Genomic DNA, 26,540 nt, shown 5'->3' with positions numbered 1-26,540 from the left:
TGCAGATTTTTTTATCTAACCGCAATGTCAGCTTTTTTAAACAAAATTTAAACTTTGCCCTTACCTGCTTTTAAACTTCGTTTTCTATGCTTAATAAAGAGGTGAGGGAAATGGAATATATCGTACAAACAGAAAATCTATCCAAACGTTTTGGTAAAGAGCAAGCTGTAGCAGGCATGGATTTAAAAATACGCAAAGGTGAAATATATGGATTTTTAGGGCCAAATGGCGCCGGGAAAACAACGACGATTCGTATGCTTCTAGGATTGATGAAGCCATCATCCGGGACAATTAAAATCTTCCAAAAGGATATAACGAAAGAACGAATAAATATTTTAGCGAAAGTCGGTTCATTGGTAGAGAATCCATCCTATTATCCACATTTAACGGCCTATGAAAATTTAGAAGTATTAAGAAAAATTTTAGGTGTACCAAAAGCGCGTATCGATGAGGTGTTAGAAATTGTTCGATTAAAGGATGTCGCTAACAAAAAAGTAAAGGGTTTCTCTCTTGGCATGAAACAACGTTTAGGTATTGCCGCTTCCCTTTTACATAATCCAGACTTACTAATTTTAGATGAACCAACAAATGGACTTGATCCATCTGGCATTATTGAAATGCGGAATTTAATTAAACGACTGCCTGCGGAATACGGGATGACAATTATTATTTCAAGTCATTTGCTGTCAGAAATCGATCAAATGGCTACTACAGTGGGCATCGTCACGAAGGGAAAAATGATTTTCCAAGATTCGATTGAAGCCATGCGCACCTATGCACAGCCAAAGGTTTCTTTCAAGGTAAGTAATAGCGAGCAAGCATGGCGTACCCTCGTTGCGAATGGCATCAAGGCAGAATATAAAGAAGGGCAAATTTTAATGGGTGAATGCTCGGATGAAAAAGTAGCACATATTGTTCAAATCCTTGTGCAAGAAGGAGTTTCCATTTATCGAGTTGAAGAGGAAAAAAGATCCTTAGAGGATATTTTCCTTCAAATGACAACAGGAGAACAAGCGATATGATAGGAAAACTGTTGACGGCTGATTTTTTGAAGATTAAACGAAAAGGATTATGGTTTTTAACAGCTTTAGGTCCTACTGGTGTTGTTGCACTTCAGATGGTCAATTACGGGATCAGGAAAGACTATTTGTTACAGCAAAGCGAGGATGATTGGGGCTATTATTTATTAAATGTCCATTCTTTTACACCGCTTGCCCTTGTACTAGGTATCGCAATTTTAACATCTTTTATAGCAAGCATCGAAAATGAGACAAATGCCTGGAAGCAATTAATAGCTTTACCTGTGTCTAAATTAACTGTGTATCTATCAAAATTTACGGTATTGGCAACATTGTTACTGCTGTCTTCCACACTATTAATGGTATTTACTTGTGCTTATGGCATGTTTTTAGATTTGGGTGAAAGTGTACCATATATGGAGCTAGCTAAGTTTAGTTATTATCCATACTTTGCAGCATTACCGATATTGGCATTACAGCTCTGGATTGCGAGTGTTAGTCATAACCAGGGAATTCCCATAACAGTAGGAATTTTTGGCGTGATTTTTGCATATTCTGCGTACGTTTTGCCAGATTGGATGATTTGGAAGTGGCCGTCATTAATGAATGAATGGGATGAGCCCATCATCAATGTACTGTTCGGTCTTGCTGTAGGAATTATTTTGTACATTATTGGGATGATTGATTTTGCAAGAAGGGACGTGAAATAATGCGCGCTTTACTGCAAGCTGAATGGTATAAATTACGAAAATCAAAAATGGTGCCAATTATTTTGGCGGGGCCGATAATAGGTCTTTTTATAGGATTAACTTCAAACCTTGAAGTTGATAGTCATATAAATGAGTGGTATCTCACTTTATTTTCAATGAATTTAACGTACGCATTATTATTTTTACCGTTGATTACAGGTGTTTTCGCTAGTGTTATATGTAGATATGAACATCAATCGGGCGGTTGGAAACAACTTTTAGCATTGCCTGTAACAAGAGGGAAAGTATTCGTAGCAAAATATTTATTAATTATGATGCTGGTCATGACAATGCAAATGCTTTATTTATGTTCTATCTATGCAGTGGGCATGATGAAAGGCTTTACAGATCCTTTTCCAATGGAAATCGTTTGGAAGAGTATCCTTGGCGGATGGGTGGCTACATTACCTTTAGTTGCATTGCAGTTGTGGATGTCTATACTGTTTAAGAGTTTTGCCGCACCATTTGCTGTAAACGTTATTTTTACGTTGCCTGCCATATTTGCGATAAATTCTGAACAATTTGGACCTTACTATCCATGGGCGCAACCCTTTTCAATGATGTATATAGGTGGAAATACAGAGGATGTATTCTTTGTACCTTGGGATCAATTATTAACAGTAGTAGGGGGAGGGTTCATTGTATTTTTCCTTGGAGGTTATTTGTATTTCCAACGAAAAGCAGTATAACTTTTTCATATTGTAGAGGAGATTAAAATGCTATTTTCTAAAAAGAGTTTTATAGTTACAGCTATTTTTCTATCAGTTTTTTTAGCGGGATGTGGTAATGGTGAAGTACTTAAGGATGCTTCACAATATACTATGGCAATTGAAGATATCGATATTCCGGATGGTGTAAAAGTAATTGGATTTGGTGAAGCGACCCATGGAAACATTGAATTTCAGGCATTAAAGAAAGATGTATTTCAAGCATTAATTGATAATGAAAATGTTCGTGTCTTTGTTTTAGAAGGCGATTTTGGTGGTGCGCAGCAAATCAATCAGTTTATTTTGAATGGTGCTGGAACAGCGGAAGAGGCTGTGAGAGCTCTTGATTATGGCATATATCAAACTGAACAAATGATTGAATTTGTTCAGTGGATGCATGACTATAACAAGACGGCGGATGAAAAAGATAAAGTATATTTTTACGGTAATGATATGCAACGTTATGACTACAGTAAGCAGGGCGTTTTACATTATTATGAAGTGGTTAACAAAGATAGCGCAAAAAAATATGCCACACAGTTGGCTGACGTTTCTAATGAGACAATGCGAGAGTTATCCAACAATGAACTGAAAGAACTAAATGACGTCATTGACTCTATTATTACAGATTTACAGTCAAATAAGGCATCCTATATCAAACAATCATCTAATGATGACTTTACCTTTGCCTTACAATACGCCCAAATCATGAAGCAGCGTACACAATTGTTTTTACATGATAGTGATTATATGAATCTACGGGATGAATATTTAGCGAACAATTTGCAGTGGATTGTTGATTATGAAGCAGGTCGAGGGCATGACAAGGTACTTATGTCTGCACATAATGGGCATATCGAAAAAACATCCGCATCGTTGGCAGGTTATAAATCGATGGGACATTATTTAAACGAAGTATACGGAGAGGCGTATTTTGCCATAGGTACGGACTTTATGAACAATACGTTTCAGGCACAAAATGCTGGGTCAGGTGAGCGTAAAACCTATACACTAAAGCATCATAATGAATTAGTGGATGCATTTAGTGAGGTAACGGACAATATTTTCTATGTAGACTTCGAAAAAGCAAGTGAGTTGGATGAGTTAGCAGATATCTTGGCGAAAGAGCAAAAAATGGGCAATATAGGTGATGATTTCCGCCCTTGGTATAAGTTTTCAAAGATGCTTTATACAATTAAAATGACACCAGCAGATGCATACGATGGCATTATTATTGTCAAAGAAGCAACAGCAACATCAGTTATGGAATAACATACAATAAGCACCGATTTAGCAAGCACAATCAAAAATTCTTTCACATCATCTATTATGATAATTTGTGAGGTGAGCAATATGGAGTATAGTCAAGCAACACAAAGGGCCATTACCTATATCGAGGAGCATTTATCTGAGGAAATTCAGTTAGTGAACCTTCCAATAGTTGTCGGTTATTCGAAGTTTCATTTAAGCCGTATTTTTAAGCTAGAAACGGGCTTAACAATTGGAGAATATATTCGATTACGCCGATTAGCTACGGCTGCTTCCTATTTGTTGTACTCAGATGAATCCATTTTAATGATTGCTTTCGAACTCCAGTTTCAATCACAAGAAGCATTCACAAGAGCTTTCAAAGATGTGTACGCTTTGCCACCAGGGAAATATCGCAAATTAATGCAGTCATTAAGTATGAAAAAGGAGGAACAAGCGATGAACGTACAACAACCAATTAAAGGTTGGTTATTAAGCGGAGCGAATCCTGAGCTATATGAATTTCAAGTGGATGAAGCGGTATTTCATTCAGGAACTAAATCCGGTGTATTGTATGCTAAGGAAGTTGCGAGTAATGGAGAGCAATTTGCGACGATGATGCAAGGCTTTCAAGCACACGTCTACAAAGGAAAGCGACTAAAAATGTCGTGTTATTTAAAAACTGCACAAGCAACTAAATGTGGCGCATGGCTTCGCATTGATAACGGCACAGGAGATACCATTCAATTTGATAATATGGATAATCGGTCCATTCAAGGCACGACGGAGTGGAATCATTATTCAGTCGTGTTAGATGTACCGGAAGACAGTGCATCCATTTATTTCGGCGTACTGTTAATTGGTGCGGGAAAAGTATGGGCGGATGGCTTTCGTTTCGAGGAAGTAGATAAACAAGTGCCAACAACAAATATGCTCGCTCAAGAACAACTGCCAAAACAGCCTTTTAATCTGGATTTTAGCGAATAAGGTGGGATAAAGGTTATCTTTGGAATTTCTCTTGTGGTGAAGTATTGATTGCCTCTAATTTGTGAAAGATAACAACAGAGGAGGTGGGATACGATGGCACAAGAGATTTTATGTGAAGTCAATAACTGCACGTATTGGGACTCTGGAAACAAATGTACTGCAGAAGCTATTTACGTTGTTAGTCAAAAAGGTCAACAGGCTTCCAATAGTGAGGATACGGATTGTAAAACATTTACACCTGAAACGCATTAAATCAATGAGGGTAATCATTAATATGATCACCCTCGGACTGTGGACAAACTCAAAAATTTGTGTTTGTTTACAGTTTTTTTCTTTTAAATAGAAGTATCTATATGAACCCATTGTTTGCCGCTATGGCAGATGATTTTCGCGGGCGTGGCTTCAGTCAACTCGTCGCTACGCTCCTGCAGGGCATTTTCAATCCATGGGGATGAAGAAAACCCCACGGATTGAAGTTTCACTTTATCCCGCATGAACGGTCAGTAAGACGTCCACTAGGTATTCGAACAACTGACCGTAAAAGCCCGATTGGTTCAACTAACAATCCATGGGGATGAAGAAAATCCCACGGATTGAAGTTTCACTTTATCCCGCATGAACGGTCAGTAAGACGTCCACTAGGTATTCGAACAACTGACCGTAAAAGCCCGATTGGTTCAACTAACAATCCATGGGGATGAAGAAAACCCCATGGATTGAAGTTTCACTTTATTGATGTAAATCCACTTTATCCTTGTGGAATAACAAGTAATGAGCATTTTTGACTTTTTCCTCTACATAGTCTAACGAATAATGCCCAACAGAATCTGTTAAATCACCAATTGCACGGGATAAATTATCGATCACAGGAATTAACGTATCAAATCGTGTCAATTCTTTCCCGGCATTCATCTCATCCATAATTTCATAAGCAAGATGTTGAATTTTTCGAAGGCGCATTTTTTCTTTTCGCATAATATCCTCCTTGTACACCATTTTATCCCGACTTAACAGTCAGTAAGATGCCCACCTCATGAGAACGAGTTAACTAGGTGATCGAACAACTGACCGTAAAGGCCCGATTGGTTGAACTAACAATCAGCGTGGGATGAAACTCACACTGATTGAAGTTTCACTTAATACTGTCTAAACATATGCCTAATAATAGGAGTTCATGAGTGGATAATGTTACGCGAATGCTTACTATTTACAGAGAAAAATGGAGAGGGAATTGTTATTAACTAAAATAGTTTTTAGTGTTAGTAAGAGCGATAGCTATTTCTTTAATACCTGTGTCAATTTTTTGTTCTTCTACATTCGAAACATTTAGTTTTAAAATTCGTTCACGGTCAAATCCTTCTAAATAATTGCGATCAATGCTATCTAAAAAGATATGCTGTTGGCTCAATTGTTGAATAAGTAAGTTCATATTGACTTGCCTTGGTAGAACGATATGGCTATGCATACAAATATCAGTTGTTGTTAAATACATAGGTAAATGTATTTTTAGGGAGCGTTGAAGAGTATGGGCACGCTTTGTATAATCTTCAGATACTTTTAATCGATAGCGATCGAACATGCCGCTTTTCAAATAAAGCTCCAAGGCTGCCTGAGAAATCATAGAGCTATCGATATCGGTGGTATTTTTATATTGCTGAAAAGTGTTAATTAATGCATGAGGCAACACCGCTAGACCAATGCGTAGACCAGGAAACATAATTTTAGAAAAACTTTTTAAATAAATCACTCGGTCCTCGAGATCCTCAGTAAATAACGGATCCATTTTCGAATTTTGCTCAAAGTCCGCCAAATAATCATCTTCTACGATATATACATCGTATTTATCAGCAAGTTTACGGATACTATCTTTTTTCTTTTTGCTAAAAGAACAACCTAATGGATTTTGCAAGCGTGGCATTGTATAAAAAAATTTGATGGTATTGCTACTAAAGATATGTTCTAACTCATCTAAGCTAATGCCCTCAGCAGTTCTTTTAATACCTACAACTGGCAGTTTATAGGTTTTCAAGTAATCCATGTATAAATGATAACTCGGCTGTTCTACTAGGATGGTTGTGCGCTGATTTGGAAATGGCATAATACTGAGCAAAGATAGTGATTGCTGGACACCTGAAGTAACGAAAATATTGTCTTCAGGTGTGAATATTTGATACGTTTCTAACAACTTTTTAGCTTCGACAATTAATGATGGTAAGCCTTTGGGGGTGCCATATCGAAATAAGTCCATCTGATATGTATTAATCGCTTTGTTCATACAGTGTTGAAAATCTTTGTAAGGGAATGCATGCCAGGTTGGTGATGAAGTCGCAAAATCTATAGAATCATTTTCCAACGGCAAATTTGGTAGTTGATGATCCACTACAAAATAGCCACTTTTAGAGATTGCATAGATCAAATGTTGATTTTCGAGTTTATTTAAAGCGGTTAGGACTGTACTTTTACTACAAGCAAATTGAAGCGATAAAGATCTTATAGAGGGTAGCTTTGCACCAGCTTGTAAGACACCCGTTTGTATTTGTTGCAGTAGTTGATTATATATAAAGTCATATTTAAGCATGTTCAATCTCCTTACGCATCTGTATCGGTACAGATGTGTTTTTTTGATATCGTGCAATGCTATATTTTTTAATACGATAGCTTTACCGGCCGGAAAGAATATAGAAGGAGTCAATCGTATGGCAGAAAAAAGAATGGCATATATAGCAGCAATTATTTATTCCATCGTTATTGGGCTATCGTTTATGTTCGTTAAAGTGACATTAACTGTCGCAAGCCCGATGGATACACTTGCACATCGATTTACCATTGCAATGATTGGTGTCACTGTTTTAGTACTTCTTAAACGAGAAAAATTGAAAATCAATAAATATGATTTATTGCGAATTTTACCCTTAGCATTATTATACCCGATTGCCTTTTTCACTTTTCAAGTGTTTGGGTTGGCTCGTATTAGCTCTTCAGAAGCGGGAATTATTCAAGCAACTGTGCCTATTTTTACGTTAGTCCTTGCCAGTATTTTATTAAAGGAAAAAGCTACGCGTGGACAGCTCGCCTTTATTAGTCTATCGGTACTTGGTGTTATATACATGCTCTTTATGAATAATGGAGTGAGCGCTAATACTGCGAATTTACTCGGCAGCGGCTTCATAGTACTGTCTGCGATAGCCACATCGTTATACAACGTTTTTGCAAGGAAGTTAACACAACAATATACCTTAGTGACATTAACATATGTCATGACATTGTGTGGATTTCTAGTGTTTAACGGAATAGCAGTCGGTAATCATTTAGTAAACGGTACTATCCATCAGTTCTTCAGACCTTTTATGCATATTAACTTTATCCTAGCTATTTTATACTTAGGTATTTTATCGTCACTCGGTACATCGTATCTTTCAAATTATGCTTTATCAAAAATGGAAGCATCTAAAATGAGTGTTTTTAGTAATTTTGCCACGCTCATTACGATAGTAGCAGGCGTAATTTTTTTGCAAGAGGCATTTCATCTTTATCATTTAATGGGGGCTATTGTCATTATTATTGGGGTAGTAGGAACTAATTATTTGGGGAATGGGAGAAAATGCAATGAGAAAATATAGCTTTTTGCTCGTGATAAGTTGCATTTGGGGGTCCCAATTTTTCTTTGTAGCGTTAGTAACGAATGATATAGGAGCCATTACTTTATCGATGTTAAAGGCTTTTATTGGAGCCATGTGCTTAAGCATTATTAGTCTATTTTTAATAAAAGAAAACAATAAAACGACGATTAGATTATATTTTTGTCTTGCCCTTTTTGAAGTAGTATTACCATTCATCCTGATTGCACAAGGTCAAAAATACGTATCGAGCAGTGTTGCATCGATGTTGATTGCGATGGTACCAATCTTTACGCTCGCCTTATTTACATTGTTCTTTAAAAAGAAAGCAAGAAGGATAGAAGTCCTCAGTATTTTTTTAGGCTTTTTAGGCATCATTGTGTTATCATGGCCCGATCAAACAGCACTGAATATTTCGGGAAATATTCTTGGAAATGTCCTACTCCTACTGGCCGCAATAAGCTTTGCGTTGTCATTGATTTTAATGGAAAAATTACAGGGGGGCTCTCCTGTGGTCCATATGAGGAACGTTCTATGGATTGCGACGCTACTATTACTTCCATTGTCATTCATTTTTGAACAACCATTACAAGTGAATATAAACAAAACACAAATAGTATCGATTGCTATATTAGGCGTTTTCCATTCAGGAATTGTCTACTTGCTCTATAATCTTTTAATTAAAGTAGAAGGTGCTCTATTTGCATCCTTTAGTAATTATATCGTTCCTGTTGTTGGTGTACTCTTAGGATATTTTATATTAAATGAAACGTTATCGATGCGACATTCGGTGGGCATATGTATAATTCTTTTTGCTCTGCTATTTTCGAATGAACGCATTGTTAAAAAAACTAATGCAAAAATTTAACGCCCATTGTGCTGTTGATTCGCGTGACCCCTTAGATGAATGAAGCATCTAGTGGTCACGCGAAATTTTTGAGATTACGCAGACAGCTAGATAGAACACTGACATGTTGTATAGTATTCTATTTTTTCGGTAATGTAAGTTTGAAAGAAGTTCCTTTAGAGGGCTCACTGTGAACGGAGATTGTCCCATTATGTGCTGTAACTAGCTTATGGACTATAGCCATGCCCAATCCAGTGCCTTCAGAAGAGGCGTCTGTTGTTGTTCCACGATAATACTGCTGAAAAATATTTTCTACCATGTGCGTAGACATACCCACACCATTATCAACAATGTGGATGGCTATATTTTTATCGTTATCATAAAGCTGTGTATAAATAGCTGTGTGTTGAGGGTTGTGGATAATCGAGTTCATCAGTATGTTTTGTAAAATCCGTTGCATAAATTTAGCATCAAACTCAACGTTTAGCACAGGCGTATCCGTTTTAAAGTGCAGCATGTAGTCATGTGCTTGTGGATTATTGCTTATGTTTGCAACAATTCTTTTTGTGAATTCAACTAAATCCTGGCTGTTCTTGTGCAAGGGAATTGCACCGTCCGCACTATTAAGCTGAATCACGAGACTTAAATCCTCAATAAGTTCTTCCATATGCTGGCCCTTATCTGCTATCTCTTGAATAAAGGAATGACTCTCCTCTTTTGACCATTCATACTGCTCATTCAATAACAATGTGGAGTAGCCGGTTATATAGGTTAAGGGTGTTTTTAAATCATGCGAAATACCAGCTATCCATTCTTGTTTCGCTTGTTCGACTTGTACTCGTTCTATTTCAGCAGCCTGTAATTTCACAGATAAGGATTGAAGGTGCTGAAGTACCTCTTTATATAAAAGATAGCGTTTACGGAGTTTTCCTTTTCTTGTATAGATTTTAGGTAAACCTTCAGGCTGTTTAAAGTTCTCTTGTGAGAGCTGATAAATCCAAGTCATTATAAAACCGAGGGGTCCTCCAAAATACCATCCAAATAAACTGATACAAATTATCGTACTAATGCCAAAAATCCATGCTACAAGTAAACCTTCTTTAGCCTCATTAACATTCATTTCAATTAGTGGAAGGATACCTTCAAGAATAAACAGAATACCTACACCGGTCGCCAATATCCACAAAATTATCCCCAGTGCTAGATGCAATGTAAATCGAGTATTTATTCGCATGCAAACGCCTCTTTTGGTGGAATGAATTTATAGCCGATCCCTCGTAAATTAACAATGATTCTAGGTTTACGAGTATCATCGCCGAGTTTTTTCCTCAATTTTGCTATATGGATGGTCACAGTTTTTTCTTCTCCGAATACATCATTTCCCCATACGAATTCATAGAGCTGTGTTGTAGTGAAAATACGATTAGGATTTTTACAAAAAAAATGCAGTAACTCAAGCTCCTTTGCAGTACATTCGATGTGTTGGTTTTTAACTGTTAACGTAGCAGATTCAGGGTTGAAAATGAAATAGCCATAATCGAATCTAGTGTCCCTTTTCAGTTTTATGTCCTCATCCATTTTTTGACGTCGAAGGATGACTTTAATTCGAGCAACAACTTCTAAGGGATTAAAAGGCTTTGTAATATAATCATCCCCACCAATGCCTAATCCCGTTAGTTTATCGAAATCCGTAGAGCGCGCACTAACAAAAATAATAGGCGTATTCGTATGTTTTCGTATTTCCGTACAAAGTTCAAAGCCACTGATATCTGGCAGCATAATATCGAGCAAAATAATATCGTAAATATTGTCTTTTACAAGTTGAAGCGCATCTTTGCCGGTTGAAGCAGTTTCAATATTTATAAAGTTTTCTTTTCTAAGTGTAATTTCGAGTAATTTTAAAATGCCGATTTCATCATCTACTACTAAAATTTTTGCAGACTCCATTTGATTTTCCCTCATTTCAACCTCATCATATCAAGTTCTTTTCCGTATTTCTTTATTCCATTGAAAATATTACGGTCATTTTCCATTGTGTTTACTTTGATTTTACTTTCGTCCATTAAGCTTAGTGTATCGTAACCAAAAAATAAAGATGGGGTGTAAAGTCGAATGGAATCAGTTATCCACATTCATCAATTAAGCAAGACATTTAAAGGGGTTGAAACGGTTTCAAGTGTCAATATGAACATTAACAGAGGAGAAATTTATGGATTTTTGGGCCCAAATGGAGCGGGGAAAACAACAATTATGAAGATGATTTTAAACTTAGTAAAACCTTCATCGGGTGAAATTAAAGTATTTGACCAACCGGTCCTGCCGACTTCGTATCAATATTTAAAGAACATAGGGAGCATTATCGAGTATCCAGAGTTTTATGAAAGACTAACGGCAAAGGAAAATCTACAACTTCACTGCGACTATATTGGCGTTTATGGGAAAGAGGCCGTTAAAGAGGCATTGGAAATTGTTGGCCTGAAAGATGTAGGAAATAAAAAAATACATGAGTTTTCTTTGGGCATGAAGCAAAGATTAGGCATAGCGCGGGCGATTGTCACTAAACCAGAAATTCTCATTTTGGATGAGCCAATTAATGGGCTTGATCCTATTGGTATTAAAGACATTCGCGAACTCCTATTACTTTTAAAAGAACAGCATGGCATCACCATTTTAATATCAAGTCATATCGTTTCAGAAATCGAATCGATAGCCGACACTATTGGCATTATCGATCATGGAAAATTGTTGAAAGAAGTAAGAATGGAGGAAGTTAGAGCAGAAAACATGGAGTACCTTGAGATTAAGGTAGACAATTTGGAAAAAACGACACAAGTACTGGAGAAGAAACTAGGAATCCATAAATATGAAGTTGTGGATCAGCATTGCATTCGAATTTTTGCTACAGGAATTTCCCAATCTCAAATTAATAAAGAATTAGTTCTAAATGGCATTGTGGTGAACAGAATCGAGAAACAACAACATAATTTAGAAGAGTATTTTTTAAACCTTATTAATGGGGGGAACCGATATGCTTAAACTGATGAGACTGGAATGGAATAAGAATTGCTTATCTAGTTATTTTAAAGGATTAGCCATGTGTACTATAGGCATATTTGCTGCTGTTGCACTAATGGCATTAGGTTCTAAAGGCGAAGCGGAGCAAATGTTTCCGGATTACGCAGAATTTATGTCGTTAACGAATATTTTAATTCGAATCGTATTTATCATCTTCTCAAGTGTGATTTTATCCCGTTTAGTTATTGATGAATATAAGGGGAATACCATTCAAACATTATTCACTTATCCAGTAAAAAGGAAAAAAATAATTCAAGCCAAATTATCCATTGTTTTTGGATTTTGTTTCTTGAGCATCATTAGTGCTACTTTGATAATTAATTTATTCATTTATTTGTTAAATCCAATGATGGGCTTATTTGAAACGCCAGTTGAAATACACGAAATGGTCGCCGCTGTACCATCCATTTTTATCAGTGCATTTATGATTGCTGGAGTGAGTTTAATTCCCTTGTATTTTGGCATGAGAAAAAAATCAACGGCAACGACCATTACTTCAGCTGTATTCATTGGATTCTTGATTAACGCAACTGTTTCTAATGGAGGAAGCCCTACAAGTTTATTTCAGTTTATAGCTGTGCCAATCGTATTTTGCTTATTGGGTCTTATAATAGGCTTCCTTTCTTATCATAAAGTCGACAAAATTGATGTAATTTAAAATATCTATGGAAATGAGGAGTAAAGTTGAAAAAAGCTATAATTGCTTTTTTATTAGTGGGTGTAATTGGGGGAGTCGTATTCAGCCTCAAAGCAGTTGGTGAAAAAAGCTACAAAAAAGAACAGTCCTTCGATGGTGATCAAATTGAAGAAGTAGAAATAAATAGTGAGTCTTGGAATATAGAATTAAAAAGTTCGAAATCTAAAAAAATAACAGTTATGGTAGATGGTAAACAACAAAATAGCGAGAAAAATCCAGTCTCCATTAACAAGGTAGAGAATAAAATTAAAGTACAACAGCAAGATTCACCAGGTGGAGTTTTGGGAAACGTCAGCTTTGGTAAAAAGGGTACACTCCACATTTCTTTACCTAATAATGGCGTGAACATGATTACAGTAAATAATAGCAATGGTGATATAAAAATCAATAATATAGTAACAAAAGATATTATTATTACGAATGATTCTGGCTCTAAAATCATTAAAGGCCTTTCCGCAGATAAAGGTAAAATTACATCCAAGGACGGAGAACTGAGCATTATGGACAGTTCATTGAATGATTTAGCAATCGCTTCAACCAATGGTGATAGCTATGTTACAAGAGTTATTAGTCCTAAGCTGGAAGTTACTTCAACAAGCGGTGAGGTCCTCATGAAAGAGATGAAGGAAGGGACATCGCTATCTGTAGAAACTGGTTCAGGAGATATTACGATATCCTATAAAGACAAACCTAAATCTTTAAAGTTTATAGCTACTAGCGAATCTTCAGATATAACAGTTCATTTAGATGGGTATCAGAAAGGAACGGATAGTGAGAAGTTACAACAAGGTAAAATAGGAGATGCATCCAATAAATTGGAGCTTATTAGCAGAGAGGGTATAATCCATGTGAATTAGCGCCAAAGACTTTCCGTTTAATAAAATCTACGAGGTGATGAATCACATTGACCTCTATAAAGCCTTACTACAGCATGAATGTAGTAAGGCTCTCTTTAAGCTTCCAAATTTCCATGGAAATAAATTTAATATTGAAATTTGACTCGTACAGTGGCACTAATTGTCATTTGACCCTGTTCGATTGGGGTTGAAATCGTCGATTCTGCCATTGCCATGTATCTATACAGTACAGGGCCATTTTCATGTTCCTCGACAATTTCGATTGGCTGAGGATGCAAAGACAATTGCATGGTTTCAGCAATCGTTTTGGCTTTCATTTGTGCATTATGAAGAGCTAAGCTGAGTGCTTGTTGATAATATACATCTGCATTGTCAATTTTAAATTGGATGGATGAAATACGATTTGCTCCGTTGTGCACGGCCGTATCAATGACCGACCCAACCTGATTCGTGTCCGGTATTTTAACCGTAATGGCATTTGTCACCTCGTAGCCTTTAAACACCTGTTTACCATCTACAAAGTCATAGAGAGGAGCAATAGTATAGGCCGCAGTTTGCACATTTTCTCTTGGAATATTTAGGGCCAAGATGGATTGAAGTACACGATTCATGATACTAGCATTTTCTTGCTGCGTTTCTTGCACACTTTGCCCTTGTGTGCTCACTTCTATTTGAAGCTGGGCATAATTTGCTCTAGCTAGTACCTTTCCATTCCCTGTCACGGTAATGATACGAGACGCAGGGATTGAGTGTTGATTGACATTTGCATAATACACCAGAATACCACCTTCCGTATGGTTCATACTAGTAGGCTATGCTCGTTACAGGAATGGCATTATGTTTAGACAATAATCTAGGTTCACTTTGATTGCCTTTTTAAAAGCTTATCATGTAATTTGGTGAAAAGGAGTAGCGTTAGAATCGTTCCAATAAGGGCTAAAAACATGTCCCATTGAGCATCCCATTTATCACCTTGCATCCCTAAAAAATCCTTGGAAACATGTCCTCCCTTTGAAATTTTGGTACTAAGCCATTCTATAATTTCATATAAAGCGGCAATGGCTAGCATGATACTAATGGTAATGCCCGACAACCAAGCTCCTTTGGTTAATTGCGTTTTATGTAATAATATCTCTCTTATCACAATTGCCATTAACCCCTTAAGGAAATGTCCAAAGCGATCGTAGTGATTGCGTTGTAAATGAAATTCTTCTTTTAGCCAGTTAAAAAGAGGGACTTCTGAATACGTATAATGTCCGCCAACGAATGTCAGAATAGATAAAAGAGCGATGATAAAATACGAAAATGTCGTGAAGCGGAACTTGTTGTAAATGGCAATAACCGTAATAATAGCAATGACACCAGGACTGACTTCTGCTAACCAATCCAAATAGGAAACAGGTTTGATAATAGACCATATAAAAACTACAATAACAATGAATAATAAAGCTAAATGTATCTTCAAATGTTTATTTGTATGCATTAAATCACTCCCTTTGCCTTATAGTATAAGGAAAGAGTGAATAGCTTATTCAGCCGATGTTAAAACACCAGCTGAATAAAATTCAATTGTTCCATTTCAGCGTCATTGACGATTCGAGTCATAGCAGTTGTGCTACATTAAATCATTTTTAATAATGCCTCTACCCCAGTCATCCCTGCAAATATGCCAAGCTGTTCCGCTTCATAGGTAACGGATTCAAGCGGAGCTGTTAATAACTCATCAATTGTTTTAACACCAACTGCTCGACCAGCAACAATTTTACGATCCACCAAACGACTATTTAAAAGACCAACATCTAATGCGCCACACATGATGTAGCCTGTATCATTTGAAATTGTCAGTAGTGTTGTTTTTGGTAAATGAACAATGACAGCTGTGAAAAAATGACCTTTAATCATGATAGGCTCAATTGTCACCATTTAAATCACTCCTTTTCTCTATATACATATGGCGATAGACAAAAAGGTGTTCAAGATATTTCGATTTTAAAAAGCATGTAATGACAGTTCAATATCCAATAGTGAATGTCCAAAACAGCTGTAGCTATGTTAGTAGCTTTCTTCACTTTATGTGAGAGTTCACGAATGAAAGTATGTAGAAGATTTGGGGAATTTACGAAAAGGGATAAAAAAAGCTACTCCTCAGAGTAGCCTTTCATTTTATTACTTTGTATAAGAGAGCATTGCTGTTTGCTTAAATTTTTCTAATGCAATTGTTGCTTCATTTTTAGTGCTGTATTCGAACATGCGGAAAGTATCTTTTTCAAAAACTGTAATAACCCACATTGTAAAGGCCCCTTTGTATCTGATTTTTTTGTTCTATAACAACCGGATAATTCACGGTGGTTTTCTTAAATTGTTATATATCAGTTATAGTTCCTATTTTACACCGATTTTTTAAAAAAGAAAGTGCAATGTGATTGTTTTCACAAATCGTTCAAAAATAAGCGCCCGTTTGTGAATATTATATGAAGATCAGTATATGAACTGCAGTAATGTGTTGAAGTGAAAACATTTCTAACTATTTTATAGGTGTAGTTATTTAGGAGATGTAGGGGAAAACAGCCAGTCATTCTGAAGTATAATTCACTGCATTTCGCAAATAGTAAGTTAACGAAGTTAGGTGAAATTGTGCATGGGAGGTGATGCTATGATGCGTAAGCACATATTGATTTTAACGGCTAGTTTTTTAATCATCTCGATATTTTATGCAGGATTGAAAACCTTTGCTGATAAAGGACGAAGCTATTATGAGGAGACGGGGGAAGTTGTGTGGGATATTAACACCAAAGATAAGATTGTTGCTCTGACTTTTGATGATGGCCCGCATCCAAAATATACAGCAGAAGTTTTAAATTTATTGGCCAAGTATGAGGCGAAGGCTACCTTTTTTGTTGTTGGAGGAAATGCAGAAAAATATCCTGAGCTTGTTTTACGCACTTATACGGAAGGGCATGAATTAGCCAATCATACGTATACGCATCCTTTTAAGGTTTCAGTAACTGAGTTACAGGAGGAACTGCGCCAGACGAATGAAATGATTTATAGCATTACAGGTTTCTATCCTGTTCTGTTTCGCCCCGTAGGTGGAAATTACAATGACAAAATGATTAATGCTGCGGTGAAGGATGGATACAAAGTAGTAATGTGGTCTTGGCATCAGGATACACAGGATTGGAAACAACCAGGAGTGAGTAAAATCGTTAAAAAAGTACTGAACGGCACAAAGCCTGGAGATGTTATTCTTTTTCACGATGGTGGCGGCAATCGTACACAAACGCTTAAAGCACTTGAAGAAATTTTGCCAACATTAAAGAAGCAAGGATATACATTTGTTACCGTATCGGAGTTAATCGAAAGCAAACAACAACAAGAGGCAGTTAAATAAAGAAAAAATGAACCATCTCAAAATATTGTTTGAGATGGTTCATTTTAAATACGATGGGATCAATAAAAACCATTTGCAAGTTTCACTTTTTAGAAAAACAAAATCGGTGCTAGTGCTATGCCAAAAATTGTACCTAGTGCTATACCAAAACCAAATCCTGAACCTCTGAAGCCCCAAAAACCTAGACCGTAGCCATTGTATCGTCTATCAGGTAGAATCCATACCTGTTTTCTGTCTACCCTTGTTATTTCCCCCACGTGTACTCTGCCAGATGTATCAGTGATTTTTACGCGTTTACCATGATATTTACAGCAAAGACTATAAGCATCAGCTGGATTCACAAATTTCCCTCCTTTCTATCTTCATTACAAGTTAATATATGCGACTGTACACATTCAGCATTAGCCGATTGTCTATTCAAGGCATAAGCTATGAAAAAAGGATGGGAAGATGTCAGTAAAGCCGACAGGTGAGTGGCTTAATAACTTCATTATTGTACGAAAGAGAAATCATGATAAAAGTTTGGAGGAGATACAATGCTCCATACTCTGTAATCCCTTAGAAGATGTATTTATAGGTTTTTCACCCGAGGAAATTCAATATAATTTATTGCAAAATGGTCTATTTCAGGCACATGAAGAAGTCGCTATGGAAGCGTTAGAAAAACAGGATGTATGGAAGATTGTGCAGGAAGAATTTGAGCGGTTAAAAAAACGATGGAATGGACCAGATGTCCCTATTTATATTTTCCCTATAAACATGGAACAATCATTGACAAGAAAAAATGGTGTTGCTTATCCAAATGCCCTGTTTCTATTTATAGCCACGGGACTTGAAAGAGAGGAACTGAAAGCATTATTCGCTCATGAATATAATCATGTTTGTCGCTTGCAGTATGTCAATAAGTCATTAGATGAAATAACCTTGAGAGATTCTCTTGTTTTAGAGGGACTGGCAGAATGCGCGGTTGAAGAGTTGTATGGTGATAAGTGGTTAGCGCCCTGGCTGAAGCATTACTCAATGGATGAGATTTTGAAGATATGGAAGAGCATTTTTGTACCTGCATTAGATGTACTGGGTGTACATAATCATTTTGAGTTTTTATATGGTGGCGAGCTACCTAAATGGATTGGTTATTGCATAGGCTACGAAATTGTACGTACTTATAAAAAGAATTTCCCTAATGATAAGCTCGATTTGAAATCAGCACAGGAACTAGTTGCGGGCTCTGATTTTCCGCTACAATAGAAGTAAGGAGTGATTCTAATGACGACTGAAGTTAAAAATGTATTGCCACCAGTGATTGATTCATCAACGAGGGTGCTAATTGTCGGTTCAATGCCTGGAAAGCAATCATTAGAGAAACAACAATACTATGGCAACCCGCGCAATCATTTTTGGCCAATAATTGGGGAAATCTTAGGTGTAAAGATTCCAGAGAATTACACCGAGAGACTTCAATTGCTATTGGAGAATCGTATAGGTCTTTGGGATACCATAGAATCGTGTGAGCGTGAAGGAAGCTTAGATGCTGCAATCCGAAATGAAAAACCCAATGATTTTAACACACTTTTTGAGCGTTACCCTGATATTCGACTTGTACTTTTTAATGGTTCCAAGGCGTTCGAGGTTTTTAGGAAACATATTGGATTCGAACTATTAACCAATCGTCACTATCAGAAAATGCCATCTACCAGTCCTATACCAGGCAAAAATATTAAATCTTTTGAGCAAAAGTTAACGGATTGGCGTGTGATGCAATCTTATTTGTCTTCGTAACTGAATGTGGTACCTGAAGGGATTTGTTTAACTAGGTGCAACAACCTTCGAGTGAAGAGGTTTGCGACTACTTTTAAACCATTGGTAAAAAAGCGAAAAAACAAACCCAATCTCGATGGCATCTCCACCGTAATACATAATCATTGCACCTAGTTGTGCTTGCTCGATTGAAACATTGCTAGGCGGATAAGCATAAATACGTTTAGATAAAATGGAATGTGCTGCTAACGCTAATAATAAAATAGTAGAGCGATAAATATAGGATGTTTGATGCGGAGTTGGATCTATATAAATAAATGCAATTGTAAACAAATAACCTGCTAAAAATATATGGATGTGAATAAAAATAAATAATAGTGTGCTGTCGTGCATCATATTAAAGAGGGGTGTCGTATAGAGCAACCATAAACCACCTACGTTTAGAATAGACGCGAAAATAGGGTTGCGCAGAACAGTAAAGAGTTGTCTTCGCAATATAAGTGAGAGGGTACGAGCCATTTTCACAGGTATGGATCTTAATAACAGGGTCATAGGTGCTGCTAGAGCAATTAGAAGAGGCGCAAGCATACCTAGTAATAGATGCCCCATCATATGAGCTGAAAAACTAGTATGAGTACGCTCAGCAAATGGACCGATTAAGGTGATAATGGCGCATACATGTCCAATAACCCAAAAAAATGTGCGATACAAAGGCCATTGTTTCTTATGCCGATTTGAAAGAAATACAGCAAAAATATATATAAATAGTGAGATAACAAAGGGCACGGCTAAAATAAGCTGAACAATGATAGAGATGCTTTGTGTGTGATGATCATGTATGTGCATTGGACAAAGAACCTCCTTATTGTTTTAGTGAATTTTTTGTTTGTAAAAGTAAGGAAATTCCAATTAAAATCAAAATAGCAGCTAGTACATTCCAAACGACATCATAAGGAACTATGTTGACATGATAGCGAATTTGATGAAGATTCATCAGTTTATGTTGAATAATACCATCATATAGTTGAAATGCTCCTGCGCCTATGAATATTCCGCTTAACCATCGCTTCAACCAGAACCCATGTTTTCGATGGAGGTCTGCTAGTAAAAAAGCAGAACCAATTGTAGCAAAAAAACTAAAGGCATGAAATAAACCATCTGACACTAATCCAATATTAGCTGTGGACTTATCATAAAAATGGTGCCAGTGTAATAATTGATGGAAGATTACCTCGTCTATAAACGCCACCACGCCTAGACCAAATAATAAGCCTGTCCATAGATTAAGTTGCCCATAGTCATAACGATTTTCATGTTTAACAGTGTTCTCTTGAAACACGATCAAGTTATTCACCTCATTATAAGAAAGATTTTTATCCCGCATTAAGGTTATTAGTTTACCCATGCGGTTTTTCATTAAACAATGTAAGTGAAACAATATTGTACTAAATCCATATGCGATGGAAACTGCGTTTTGCTATACATAAAAGTAACCTCTGCAAACGATATGCAAAAGGTAGTTTGTCAGAGGCCATTGCTAGTGCCAACTATTGTAATAAGAGCCTGCAGGGTTGTAAAAGAATTTAAAGTGATGCTTTTCTGCTAAGGAACGACTCTGCGATTCATTGCTAAATCCGATAGTCATCACCTGTGTACCGAACTTTTCTCGTAGATGTACCAGTTGTTCTATCTTTTCCAACGACCAGTCATCCTCTCCAACTACATCGTATGAAAAATTTTCCCACATGATAAAGTCGATATATGGTGCTGTGTAATTTGCTAGTGTTTGAAAGCCCCAGTTTTGGGCTACGGACAAGCCATCATAACAATGTTTAATTTTTTTGATGAAGGTAAGCATCGCTTGATTTTGTTTTACCTGTTCCTCGGGAGGCAAAAAGGAATCTATATTGCCGACAGTATCTAAAAATACGCCATCTAAGCCTTTATCAACAATGTGTTTTTGAATCTCTTCTAGTAAAAGATGTTGATAGTGTGAGGAAGTCATATCCATTAAGTAAGAATCCCACTCTGCAAAATACTTTTTCTCACCATATACATCTTTGTAAAAATCGATTTCTTGTAATTGTTGATAGAAGGCCTCATTCCATTTGTCTGCCTCCATTGCATTAATATAACCAAAAATTAAAGTTCCATTTTTTTGAGCAGCGTCAATGTACTGCTGTTGCATTTCAATCGGTTCAACAATAACCAAATCCATGTTTTTCATCGCTTCGCCAATCGTATTATTTCCTTTGTCCAAATAATATTTATAGTCTTCAACCGCTGCTAGTTTTTCTTTGATAGTTGTAGATGCATTTGGTAGTTGTTTGGCGTTGTTGTTTAACAGTAACCAGATAGTTAAGAATAAGAAAGTTAATATAATTATGTATATTTTACGCATTAGATCTCCTTTAGTAAGTAAATTTGACTTTGATTATACAGCAATTCTAGACAACAGGAAGGGGTAGGCTATTGCTCAAACGGACTTTCGCCCTTTACATATATTGAATTATGTAAAGGTAAAGGAGGAGTTTGTATTGTATTACTATCCAAATAATCAATTTGGAGACAATTTCAGACGTCCGAGCTGGAATGACCCTGATTATTTCGAATCATCACAGTTTGGACCGCAAAATTTTGGGCCACTACCAGCTGGACAAATGCCAATGGGCTCACCACCTGGATTTTCACCACCAATTCCTGCTTGGCGCGTAGGCTCTAGTGGTATTCGTTCTTGTTTATTTACATTTACGTATATATGGTTGAATAATGGGAGAAGCTTTTGGTTCTTCCCAACTGCTGTTGGTAGAGAATTCGTTGCAGGGTTCCGCTGGAGCAGAAGATATGGGTGGCAATTCCGTACGATTATAAGAAATAATATCCGATCATTTGAGTGCTTTAGATAAAATAAAAATCTTCAAGAGCTGTGTATAGATAAAAGTACACGGCCTTTTTATATGGATAAAAGAATACGGAGAAATTGAAAAAAGTATACAAGTAATAGTCACAAAATATGTAAAATGATACTGTGTTGCCAATAAAATAGATGCAAAATGTTTAACTGTCCAATCTCAGCAGAAAATGACCAGTTTATTTGTGTGGGTTGGATACAATACATATAAGGAGTGAAGTTTTGTGTGGTTACAGTCAATTCAACAGGCTATCGAGTATATTGAAAATCATTTAACGGAGGATATACAGATCGAGGATATTGCAAACGTAGCACATTCGTCTTCTTTTCATTTTCAACGGGGTTTTGCGATTCTTACAGGTATGACCGTTGGCGAATATATGCGAGGGCGACGGCTGACATTAGCAGCGCAAGAAATTGCCAGTAGTGATTGTAAAATCATTGATATTGCCTACAAATATGGCTATGAAACACCTGAGGCATTTGCCAAAGCCTTTCGCAAGCAGCATGGCATGAAACCGTCTGATGTGCGTAAAGCAGTGGGAATGATTCACTCCTACAATAAACTAGTCATTCATGTGCAATTGAAGGGAGCAGAACCAATGAAGTATAAAATTATTGAAAAAGAAAGTTTCCAATTGATAGGGGTTAAACGGACATTCTCTTGTAAGGATGGAGAACAGACAAAGGAAATCACGAAATTTTGGCAGGATGTGTATGTGGACGGCACAAATGCACAGCTATTTCCATTAAACACAGGAGAGATTCATGGAGTCATGGGTGTGTGCGATATGATTGAGCACGATATCATGAACTATTGGATTGCGACCAATCATGCAGGTGATGATTCGCACGGATTTGAAACGTTGATGGTGCCAGCAGCGAAATGGGTAGTTTTTGAAGTGACGGGGGCTATGCCAACAGCCATTACAACCATGTGGGAGAAAATTTATCAAGAGTGGCTACCTTCGAATGCCTTTGAGTTAACAGGCGGTTCTGAGCTAGAAGTGTATAGCAATGGTGATGCATCTAGTGACCACTATTATTCTGAAATTTGGTTGCCGATTAAATAATGTTTTGTTTTTAAGGAATAGATGTTACAATTATTGTAATTACGAATGAAGGGATGATGGGTGGCCGATGATTAACTAATCTTATTTTTATGCATGAAATTTAGAATTTCATTGAATTAAAAAATAGGATTAGTCTGCCCGTTTTCCATAACATAAACTTTAGTCAGGTACTTAAGTATGTTTATTTTTCACTTTAAGAATGTGCATATTCGCTGTTTTGAAGTGAGAGTCTCAGCATACTGTAGTACAGGATAACACATCTAGCTATGAAAAATAGCTTATTTGTGTACAGTTTTTTGCGACTAATCCTTCCAAAATAAATTGGAGGGATTTTTTTGTGCCTCCAAATAGAGAGGGATGGATAGATTGAACGAACTTTTAAAATTACAAGATGTACGTTATGAAGTGATGGATATACAGATTTTCGAAAATGTCACAGCCTCTGTGAAGCAAGGTGAGGTGATTGGCATTATTGGCAGAAATGGTGCTGGGAAATCTACATTACTACAACTGATACAAGGCTTGCTATTGCCAACAGCAGGACAGTTACAGTGGTTGCAATCTGTGAAAATTGCTCATGTGGAACAGGAGCAAGCAATTTTTGACATGCAAGAAGTAGTATCCAACGAGGCAGATTTACTGGCTAAATGGCATGTACCTGACGTAGAATACTCAGATTTAAGTGGTGGCGAGAAGCTTAAAATGCGGCTAGCAAAAGGCTTTTCGCAGGATGCACAGCTATTATTATTGGATGAACCGACTAATCATTTAGATGAAAAAAGCACTACTCTGCTTATCGAAAAAGTGAAGAATTATAATGGCACAATCATTGTAGTGTCACATGATCGCTATTTTTTAGACGAGGTTGCAACAAAAATTTGGTCACTTGAAGAGGGTAAACTGCTTGAACACAACGGTCATTATTCGAGCTACATGGTTGCACGAGAACAGCGGCGATTAGCACAACAACATGCCTATGAAAAACAGCAAAAAAATATTGACCGTATCGAGGCGCAGATGAAGGAGCTAACATCTTGGTCAAAGAAGGCGCATGCACAATCGACAAAGCAAGAAGGCTTTAAGGAGCATTACCGTGTCAAAGCAAAGCGCATGGACGCTCAGGTGAAATCCAAGAAGAAGCGTCTAGAAAAGGAGTTGGCCAAGGCAAAGGTTGAACGCGTTGAAGCGGATGACGAAATACAATTTGCATTAGAGACTAGTCAACGTGTTGGCAAGCGTTTTTTAGAGTTGAAACATGTAACAAAGTATGTTGATAATCGTCTGTTGTTTAAAGACGCTAACTTGACCCTTCAATATGGTGAAAAAATTGCGATTATTGGACCAAATGGTAGTGGGAAAACGACCTTGTTAAAGGTGCTATTAGGGCAGGAAAAGGCTGAAGGAGAAATTTGGATGTCGCCAGCCGCCAATATCGGCTACTTAACACAAGAGGTATTCGATTTACCACTCGATCTAACGCCTGAAAAATTCTTTTATAAAGAGACCTTTGAAGAGCGAGGCAAAGTTCAAAATTTAATGAAGCATTTAGGGTTTACACCAACCCACTGGATGGCCCCGATTGGTAATATGAGTATGGGGGAGCGGGTGAAGTGTAAACTAATGGCCTATATTTTAGAGGAAAAGAATGTTCTTATTTTAGATGAACCGACGAATCATCTAGATTTACCTTCTCGACAGCAGTTGGAGCATACATTGGCACAATACAAAGGAACATTACTCGTGGTGTCCCATGACTGTTATTTCCTTGAGAAAACGACGGATAGTGTGTGGGCATTCGAAAATGAACGCATTCATAAAAAGTGGCAAGATAACCCTCCAACATCAGCTGATAATTTAGCTAGCCTGCGATTAAAGCTTGAAAATGAAAGGCAGGAAATACTCGGTAAACTCAGTTTCCTAACAGCAAAGGATAAAGACTATGCCATGCTGGATCAGACGTTTAACGAGCTGACAAAACGCATAAATGAGCTGTCAAACTAACGTTTAAGAGATCATCACTTAGGGAAAAAGTAAATAGCTAAACTCTTATTAGAAGGGGTGTCTAACATGACAAAGAAGGGATTATTGTTACCGCTACTATTAATTAGTGCAAGCTTAGTAGGCGCATGTACTACGGACAATGATGACAACACAAAAATACAAAATAACCAGCAAGAAGAAGATCAACAAAATGACAAGACAGACGACACATCTGAAACAAAATCTGAAGAGACGGTAGCCGCTATTACGCAGGCTGAGGCTCTTAAAAATGTAAAGGAACAGCTAGAGACTGATTTAGCTGTTGTCTTACCAAAAGAGCTTCCTATAACAGAAGGTACATTTTTAACGGCTACTACAAAGGTTGAAGGTACACAGGTTGAAATTGTATTTTTCGAAAGCGAAAAGTATATGCCAATTAATGATATAAAACTCAAAAATTCAACCGATGCGACTGTTATTGCAAAACTGCTTGTAACGCAATATGGCAGCGTAGCCGAAGCAAGTGAGCAAATTGCCTTTGAGGATTACAGTCAAAATGGTGGGCAGCAAGTGAATCTTGGATATAATATTAAAGGTTACCAGGACGCTGGAGCTGGCTCGGTATGGACCGGTTGGAATGAGGGAAGATGGGCACTGGCAGCTCATACACGAACGGATAACCCACAAGCAAGTGTGGAGTTAGCTAAACAGGCAGTAAAATATTTAGAAACGCATACGCTACCTATACCAAGCCAAAATGGCTTTGCCCATTTAGATGTTTATAAATCCGGTAATTTAATTGTCTGGCAGGAAGGCAAGCTTGTTTATACGCTTGATTCAATCAAAGAACCAATGACGGCACTTGCCATTGCCACAGCATTTAGCCGTTAATAGTAAATCCCCGAGTATATTTCTTACTCGGGGATGTTTTAGTTGTTCTCCACATCTGCGACAAGTTGTTCATACGCCGCAAACCATTTTCTCCATTGCTCCATTGGAAATTCATCGTGAATAATGCCATTTAGTAAATCACATAGAAGCTCTAAGCAGATATGCCAACCTGCCAAATCTTTAGGGGTATGATCTGTTAGCTCACTGATAGTTTCCTGCAACACCAGTAATGAGCCATCGCTAGTCGTGGAAAGTTCAAATCGCACGGAATCTTTTCCCCACTCAAATTCGAGTATTTGTTGTTTGGCATAATCTGTAATTGTGATTTCCTCAAAAGCATCTGTGCCATCATTCATATTAAAACGCATTTTGCCATTTTCCTGAAGATCAATCATTTCTAAATTGCCCATCCACTTCTGCAACTTGCCATTCTCCGTCAACACTGCCCAAACGGCATCAACTGAATGGGAAAGTGGACGTGTGAATTGAGCGATATAATTGTTTGGTTGTTTTTGAATAGTAGCTAGCATTAGTATCCACCTCTTTTTTTATAATCATTATAACTTATTTGTCACGCCTTCTTTAATATCTCTTCTTTCGCTGTTTTTAATCTAAAATAATTTGATTGGGTAAGTTTCTTTTTCTCTATTGTATCTCCCAAAGTACCCCAATTAAAATAGTTCACGGTTCAGCTATGGAGATAAGGTGTTCCTATGAAATATAAAATCAGCTA

At 37.1% G+C, this 26,540-nt stretch carries 31 protein-coding genes; 18 read left to right on the top strand and 13 right to left on the bottom strand.

Going from position 1 to position 26,540, the window contains the following annotated elements; all coding sequences use genetic code 11:
- Positions 1-110: 110 nt before the first annotated feature.
- The 6 genes from ACOMCU_RS14150 (at position 111) to ACOMCU_RS14125 (ending at position 4,962) form a co-directional block, all read left to right on the top strand.
- Positions 111-1,022 (top strand): ABC transporter ATP-binding protein, encoded by a 912-nt coding sequence (locus tag ACOMCU_RS14150; RefSeq protein WP_010860489.1) that lies wholly within the window; start codon positions 111-113, stop codon positions 1,020-1,022.
- The gene (locus tag ACOMCU_RS14145) at positions 1,019-1,729 is read left to right on the top strand and encodes an ABC transporter permease (protein WP_010860488.1); all 711 of its coding nucleotides are present in this window, start codon (positions 1,019-1,021) and stop codon (positions 1,727-1,729) included. The genes ACOMCU_RS14150 and ACOMCU_RS14145 overlap by 4 nt, the downstream gene beginning before the upstream one ends.
- Positions 1,729-2,457 carry an ABC transporter permease gene (locus ACOMCU_RS14140; protein WP_010860487.1) on the top strand — a complete coding sequence of 243 codons (729 nt, stop codon included), beginning with the start codon at positions 1,729-1,731 and terminating at the stop codon, positions 2,455-2,457. Before ACOMCU_RS14145 ends, ACOMCU_RS14140 begins: the two co-directional genes overlap by 1 nt.
- A 27-nt stretch (positions 2,458-2,484) precedes the next feature.
- A complete protein-coding gene (locus tag ACOMCU_RS14135) occupies positions 2,485-3,747 on the top strand; it encodes an erythromycin esterase family protein (protein ID WP_421050533.1) in 1,263 nt (420 codons plus the stop codon).
- Between the two features lie 81 nt (positions 3,748-3,828).
- Positions 3,829-4,710 carry a helix-turn-helix domain-containing protein gene (locus ACOMCU_RS14130; protein ID WP_010860485.1) on the top strand — a complete coding sequence of 294 codons (882 nt, stop codon included), beginning with the start codon at positions 3,829-3,831 and terminating at the stop codon, positions 4,708-4,710.
- A gap of 93 nt (positions 4,711-4,803) precedes the next feature.
- Positions 4,804-4,962, top strand: coding sequence for a DUF1540 domain-containing protein (locus ACOMCU_RS14125; protein ID WP_010860484.1), 159 nt, complete (start codon positions 4,804-4,806; stop codon positions 4,960-4,962).
- 477 nt (positions 4,963-5,439) lie between these two features.
- Here ACOMCU_RS14125 and ACOMCU_RS14120 read toward each other — a convergent pair whose 3' ends face one another.
- Together ACOMCU_RS14120 and ACOMCU_RS14115 are read right to left on the bottom strand one after the other, a co-directional pair.
- Complete coding sequence (locus ACOMCU_RS14120) at positions 5,440-5,685, bottom strand: hypothetical protein (RefSeq protein ID WP_010860483.1); 246 nt, start codon at positions 5,683-5,685, stop codon at positions 5,440-5,442.
- Between the two features lie 262 nt (positions 5,686-5,947).
- Positions 5,948-7,288, bottom strand: coding sequence for a PLP-dependent aminotransferase family protein (locus ACOMCU_RS14115; protein ID WP_010860482.1), 1,341 nt, complete (start codon positions 7,286-7,288; stop codon positions 5,948-5,950).
- A 118-nt stretch (positions 7,289-7,406) separates the two neighbouring features.
- On the opposite strand from ACOMCU_RS14115, the gene ACOMCU_RS14110 reads away from it, so the two are divergent.
- Both ACOMCU_RS14110 and ACOMCU_RS14105 read left to right on the top strand, forming a co-directional pair.
- Entirely contained in the window at positions 7,407-8,330 is a 924-nt protein-coding gene (locus tag ACOMCU_RS14110) for a DMT family transporter (protein ID WP_010860481.1), read from the top strand.
- Positions 8,317-9,195: a DMT family transporter gene (locus tag ACOMCU_RS14105; protein ID WP_010860480.1), complete on the top strand. Its 879-nt coding sequence runs from the start codon at positions 8,317-8,319 to the stop codon at positions 9,193-9,195. The genes ACOMCU_RS14110 and ACOMCU_RS14105 overlap by 14 nt, the downstream gene beginning before the upstream one ends.
- 118 nt (positions 9,196-9,313) lie before the next feature.
- Here the strand turns inward: ACOMCU_RS14105 and ACOMCU_RS14100 are convergent, their stop codons facing one another.
- Complete coding sequence (locus tag ACOMCU_RS14100; RefSeq protein WP_010860479.1) at positions 9,314-10,408, bottom strand: sensor histidine kinase; 1,095 nt, start codon at positions 10,406-10,408, stop codon at positions 9,314-9,316.
- A complete protein-coding gene (locus ACOMCU_RS14095) occupies positions 10,399-11,121 on the bottom strand; it encodes a response regulator transcription factor (RefSeq protein WP_010860478.1) in 723 nt (240 codons plus the stop codon). The genes ACOMCU_RS14100 and ACOMCU_RS14095 overlap by 10 nt, the downstream gene beginning before the upstream one ends.
- A 165-nt stretch (positions 11,122-11,286) precedes the next feature.
- On the opposite strand from ACOMCU_RS14095, the gene ACOMCU_RS14090 reads away from it, so the two are divergent.
- Genes ACOMCU_RS14090 through ACOMCU_RS14080 form a run of 3 tightly spaced genes read left to right on the top strand, consistent with a single transcriptional unit; the run spans position 11,287 to position 13,803 of the window.
- On the top strand, positions 11,287-12,210 hold the full coding sequence (locus ACOMCU_RS14090) for an ABC transporter ATP-binding protein (protein WP_010860477.1): 924 nt from the start codon (positions 11,287-11,289) through the stop codon (positions 12,208-12,210).
- Positions 12,203-12,907: an ABC transporter permease gene (locus tag ACOMCU_RS14085; protein ID WP_010860476.1), complete on the top strand. Its 705-nt coding sequence runs from the start codon at positions 12,203-12,205 to the stop codon at positions 12,905-12,907. The genes ACOMCU_RS14090 and ACOMCU_RS14085 overlap by 8 nt, the downstream gene beginning before the upstream one ends.
- A 26-nt stretch (positions 12,908-12,933) precedes the next feature.
- The gene (locus tag ACOMCU_RS14080; RefSeq protein ID WP_010860475.1) at positions 12,934-13,803 is read left to right on the top strand and encodes a DUF4097 family beta strand repeat-containing protein; all 870 of its coding nucleotides are present in this window, start codon (positions 12,934-12,936) and stop codon (positions 13,801-13,803) included.
- A 125-nt stretch (positions 13,804-13,928) separates the two neighbouring features.
- On the opposite strand, the gene ACOMCU_RS14075 is transcribed toward ACOMCU_RS14080, so the two are convergent.
- The 4 genes from ACOMCU_RS14075 to ACOMCU_RS14060 form a co-directional block, all read right to left on the bottom strand.
- Positions 13,929-14,579: an SIMPL domain-containing protein gene (locus ACOMCU_RS14075; RefSeq protein ID WP_421050532.1), complete on the bottom strand. Its 651-nt coding sequence runs from the start codon at positions 14,577-14,579 to the stop codon at positions 13,929-13,931.
- An 83-nt stretch (positions 14,580-14,662) separates the two neighbouring features.
- On the bottom strand, positions 14,663-15,286 hold the full coding sequence (locus tag ACOMCU_RS14070; RefSeq protein WP_010860473.1) for a DUF2238 domain-containing protein: 624 nt from the start codon (positions 15,284-15,286) through the stop codon (positions 14,663-14,665).
- Positions 15,287-15,423: 137 nt separating this feature from the next.
- A complete protein-coding gene (locus tag ACOMCU_RS14065) occupies positions 15,424-15,726 on the bottom strand; it encodes a YunC family protein (protein WP_010860472.1) in 303 nt (100 codons plus the stop codon).
- 243 nt (positions 15,727-15,969) lie between these two features.
- Positions 15,970-16,092: a hypothetical protein gene (locus tag ACOMCU_RS14060; protein WP_010860471.1), complete on the bottom strand. Its 123-nt coding sequence runs from the start codon at positions 16,090-16,092 to the stop codon at positions 15,970-15,972.
- 364 nt (positions 16,093-16,456) lie between these two features.
- On the opposite strand from ACOMCU_RS14060, the gene ACOMCU_RS14055 reads away from it, so the two are divergent.
- The gene (locus ACOMCU_RS14055; protein WP_051112216.1) at positions 16,457-17,194 is read left to right on the top strand and encodes a polysaccharide deacetylase family protein; all 738 of its coding nucleotides are present in this window, start codon (positions 16,457-16,459) and stop codon (positions 17,192-17,194) included.
- 89 nt (positions 17,195-17,283) lie between these two features.
- Here ACOMCU_RS14055 and ACOMCU_RS14050 read toward each other — a convergent pair whose 3' ends face one another.
- Positions 17,284-17,535 carry a hypothetical protein gene (locus ACOMCU_RS14050; RefSeq protein ID WP_010860469.1) on the bottom strand — a complete coding sequence of 84 codons (252 nt, stop codon included), beginning with the start codon at positions 17,533-17,535 and terminating at the stop codon, positions 17,284-17,286.
- A gap of 109 nt (positions 17,536-17,644) precedes the next feature.
- Here ACOMCU_RS14050 and ACOMCU_RS14045 point away from each other — a divergent pair, with 109 nt between their 5' ends.
- Both ACOMCU_RS14045 and ACOMCU_RS14040 read left to right on the top strand, forming a co-directional pair.
- Positions 17,645-18,442 (top strand): DUF2268 domain-containing protein, encoded by a 798-nt coding sequence (locus ACOMCU_RS14045; protein ID WP_010860468.1) that lies wholly within the window; start codon positions 17,645-17,647, stop codon positions 18,440-18,442.
- An 18-nt stretch (positions 18,443-18,460) separates the two neighbouring features.
- Positions 18,461-18,973 carry a DNA-deoxyinosine glycosylase gene (locus ACOMCU_RS14040; protein WP_010860467.1) on the top strand — a complete coding sequence of 171 codons (513 nt, stop codon included), beginning with the start codon at positions 18,461-18,463 and terminating at the stop codon, positions 18,971-18,973.
- Between the two features lie 27 nt (positions 18,974-19,000).
- Here ACOMCU_RS14040 and ACOMCU_RS14035 read toward each other — a convergent pair whose 3' ends face one another.
- The 3 genes from ACOMCU_RS14035 to ACOMCU_RS14025 form a co-directional block, all read right to left on the bottom strand.
- Positions 19,001-19,798, bottom strand: coding sequence for a cytochrome c oxidase assembly protein (locus ACOMCU_RS14035; protein WP_421050531.1), 798 nt, complete (start codon positions 19,796-19,798; stop codon positions 19,001-19,003).
- Positions 19,799-19,814: 16 nt separating this feature from the next.
- Positions 19,815-20,336 carry a DUF2243 domain-containing protein gene (locus tag ACOMCU_RS14030; RefSeq protein ID WP_421050547.1) on the bottom strand — a complete coding sequence of 174 codons (522 nt, stop codon included), beginning with the start codon at positions 20,334-20,336 and terminating at the stop codon, positions 19,815-19,817.
- A 153-nt stretch (positions 20,337-20,489) separates the two neighbouring features.
- Complete coding sequence (locus ACOMCU_RS14025) at positions 20,490-21,353, bottom strand: endo alpha-1,4 polygalactosaminidase (RefSeq protein WP_421050530.1); 864 nt, start codon at positions 21,351-21,353, stop codon at positions 20,490-20,492.
- Positions 21,354-21,489: 136 nt separating this feature from the next.
- Here ACOMCU_RS14025 and ACOMCU_RS14020 point away from each other — a divergent pair, with 136 nt between their 5' ends.
- From ACOMCU_RS14020 to ACOMCU_RS14005, 4 genes are all read left to right on the top strand, one after another.
- A complete protein-coding gene (locus ACOMCU_RS14020) occupies positions 21,490-21,858 on the top strand; it encodes a hypothetical protein (RefSeq protein WP_010860463.1) in 369 nt (122 codons plus the stop codon).
- A gap of 229 nt (positions 21,859-22,087) precedes the next feature.
- Positions 22,088-22,936, top strand: a complete 849-nt coding sequence (locus ACOMCU_RS14015) for an AraC family transcriptional regulator (RefSeq protein WP_421050529.1) — start codon at positions 22,088-22,090, stop codon at positions 22,934-22,936.
- Between the two features lie 366 nt (positions 22,937-23,302).
- Entirely contained in the window at positions 23,303-24,937 is a 1,635-nt protein-coding gene (gene abc-f / locus ACOMCU_RS14010) for a ribosomal protection-like ABC-F family protein (RefSeq protein ID WP_010860461.1), read from the top strand.
- Positions 24,938-25,003: 66 nt separating this feature from the next.
- On the top strand, positions 25,004-25,807 hold the full coding sequence (locus ACOMCU_RS14005; RefSeq protein ID WP_010860460.1) for a hypothetical protein: 804 nt from the start codon (positions 25,004-25,006) through the stop codon (positions 25,805-25,807).
- Between the two features lie 38 nt (positions 25,808-25,845).
- Here the strand turns inward: ACOMCU_RS14005 and ACOMCU_RS14000 are convergent, their stop codons facing one another.
- Positions 25,846-26,337, bottom strand: a complete 492-nt coding sequence (locus tag ACOMCU_RS14000) for an SRPBCC family protein (protein WP_010860459.1) — start codon at positions 26,335-26,337, stop codon at positions 25,846-25,848.
- Positions 26,338-26,540: the final 203 nt, after the last annotated feature.

The organism is Lysinibacillus sp. UGB7, assembly GCF_049058285.1.
Lineage (GTDB): Bacteria > Bacillota > Bacilli > Bacillales_A > Planococcaceae > Lysinibacillus > Lysinibacillus sphaericus_B.
This window is presented reverse-complemented; position numbering and strand designations above follow the sequence as displayed.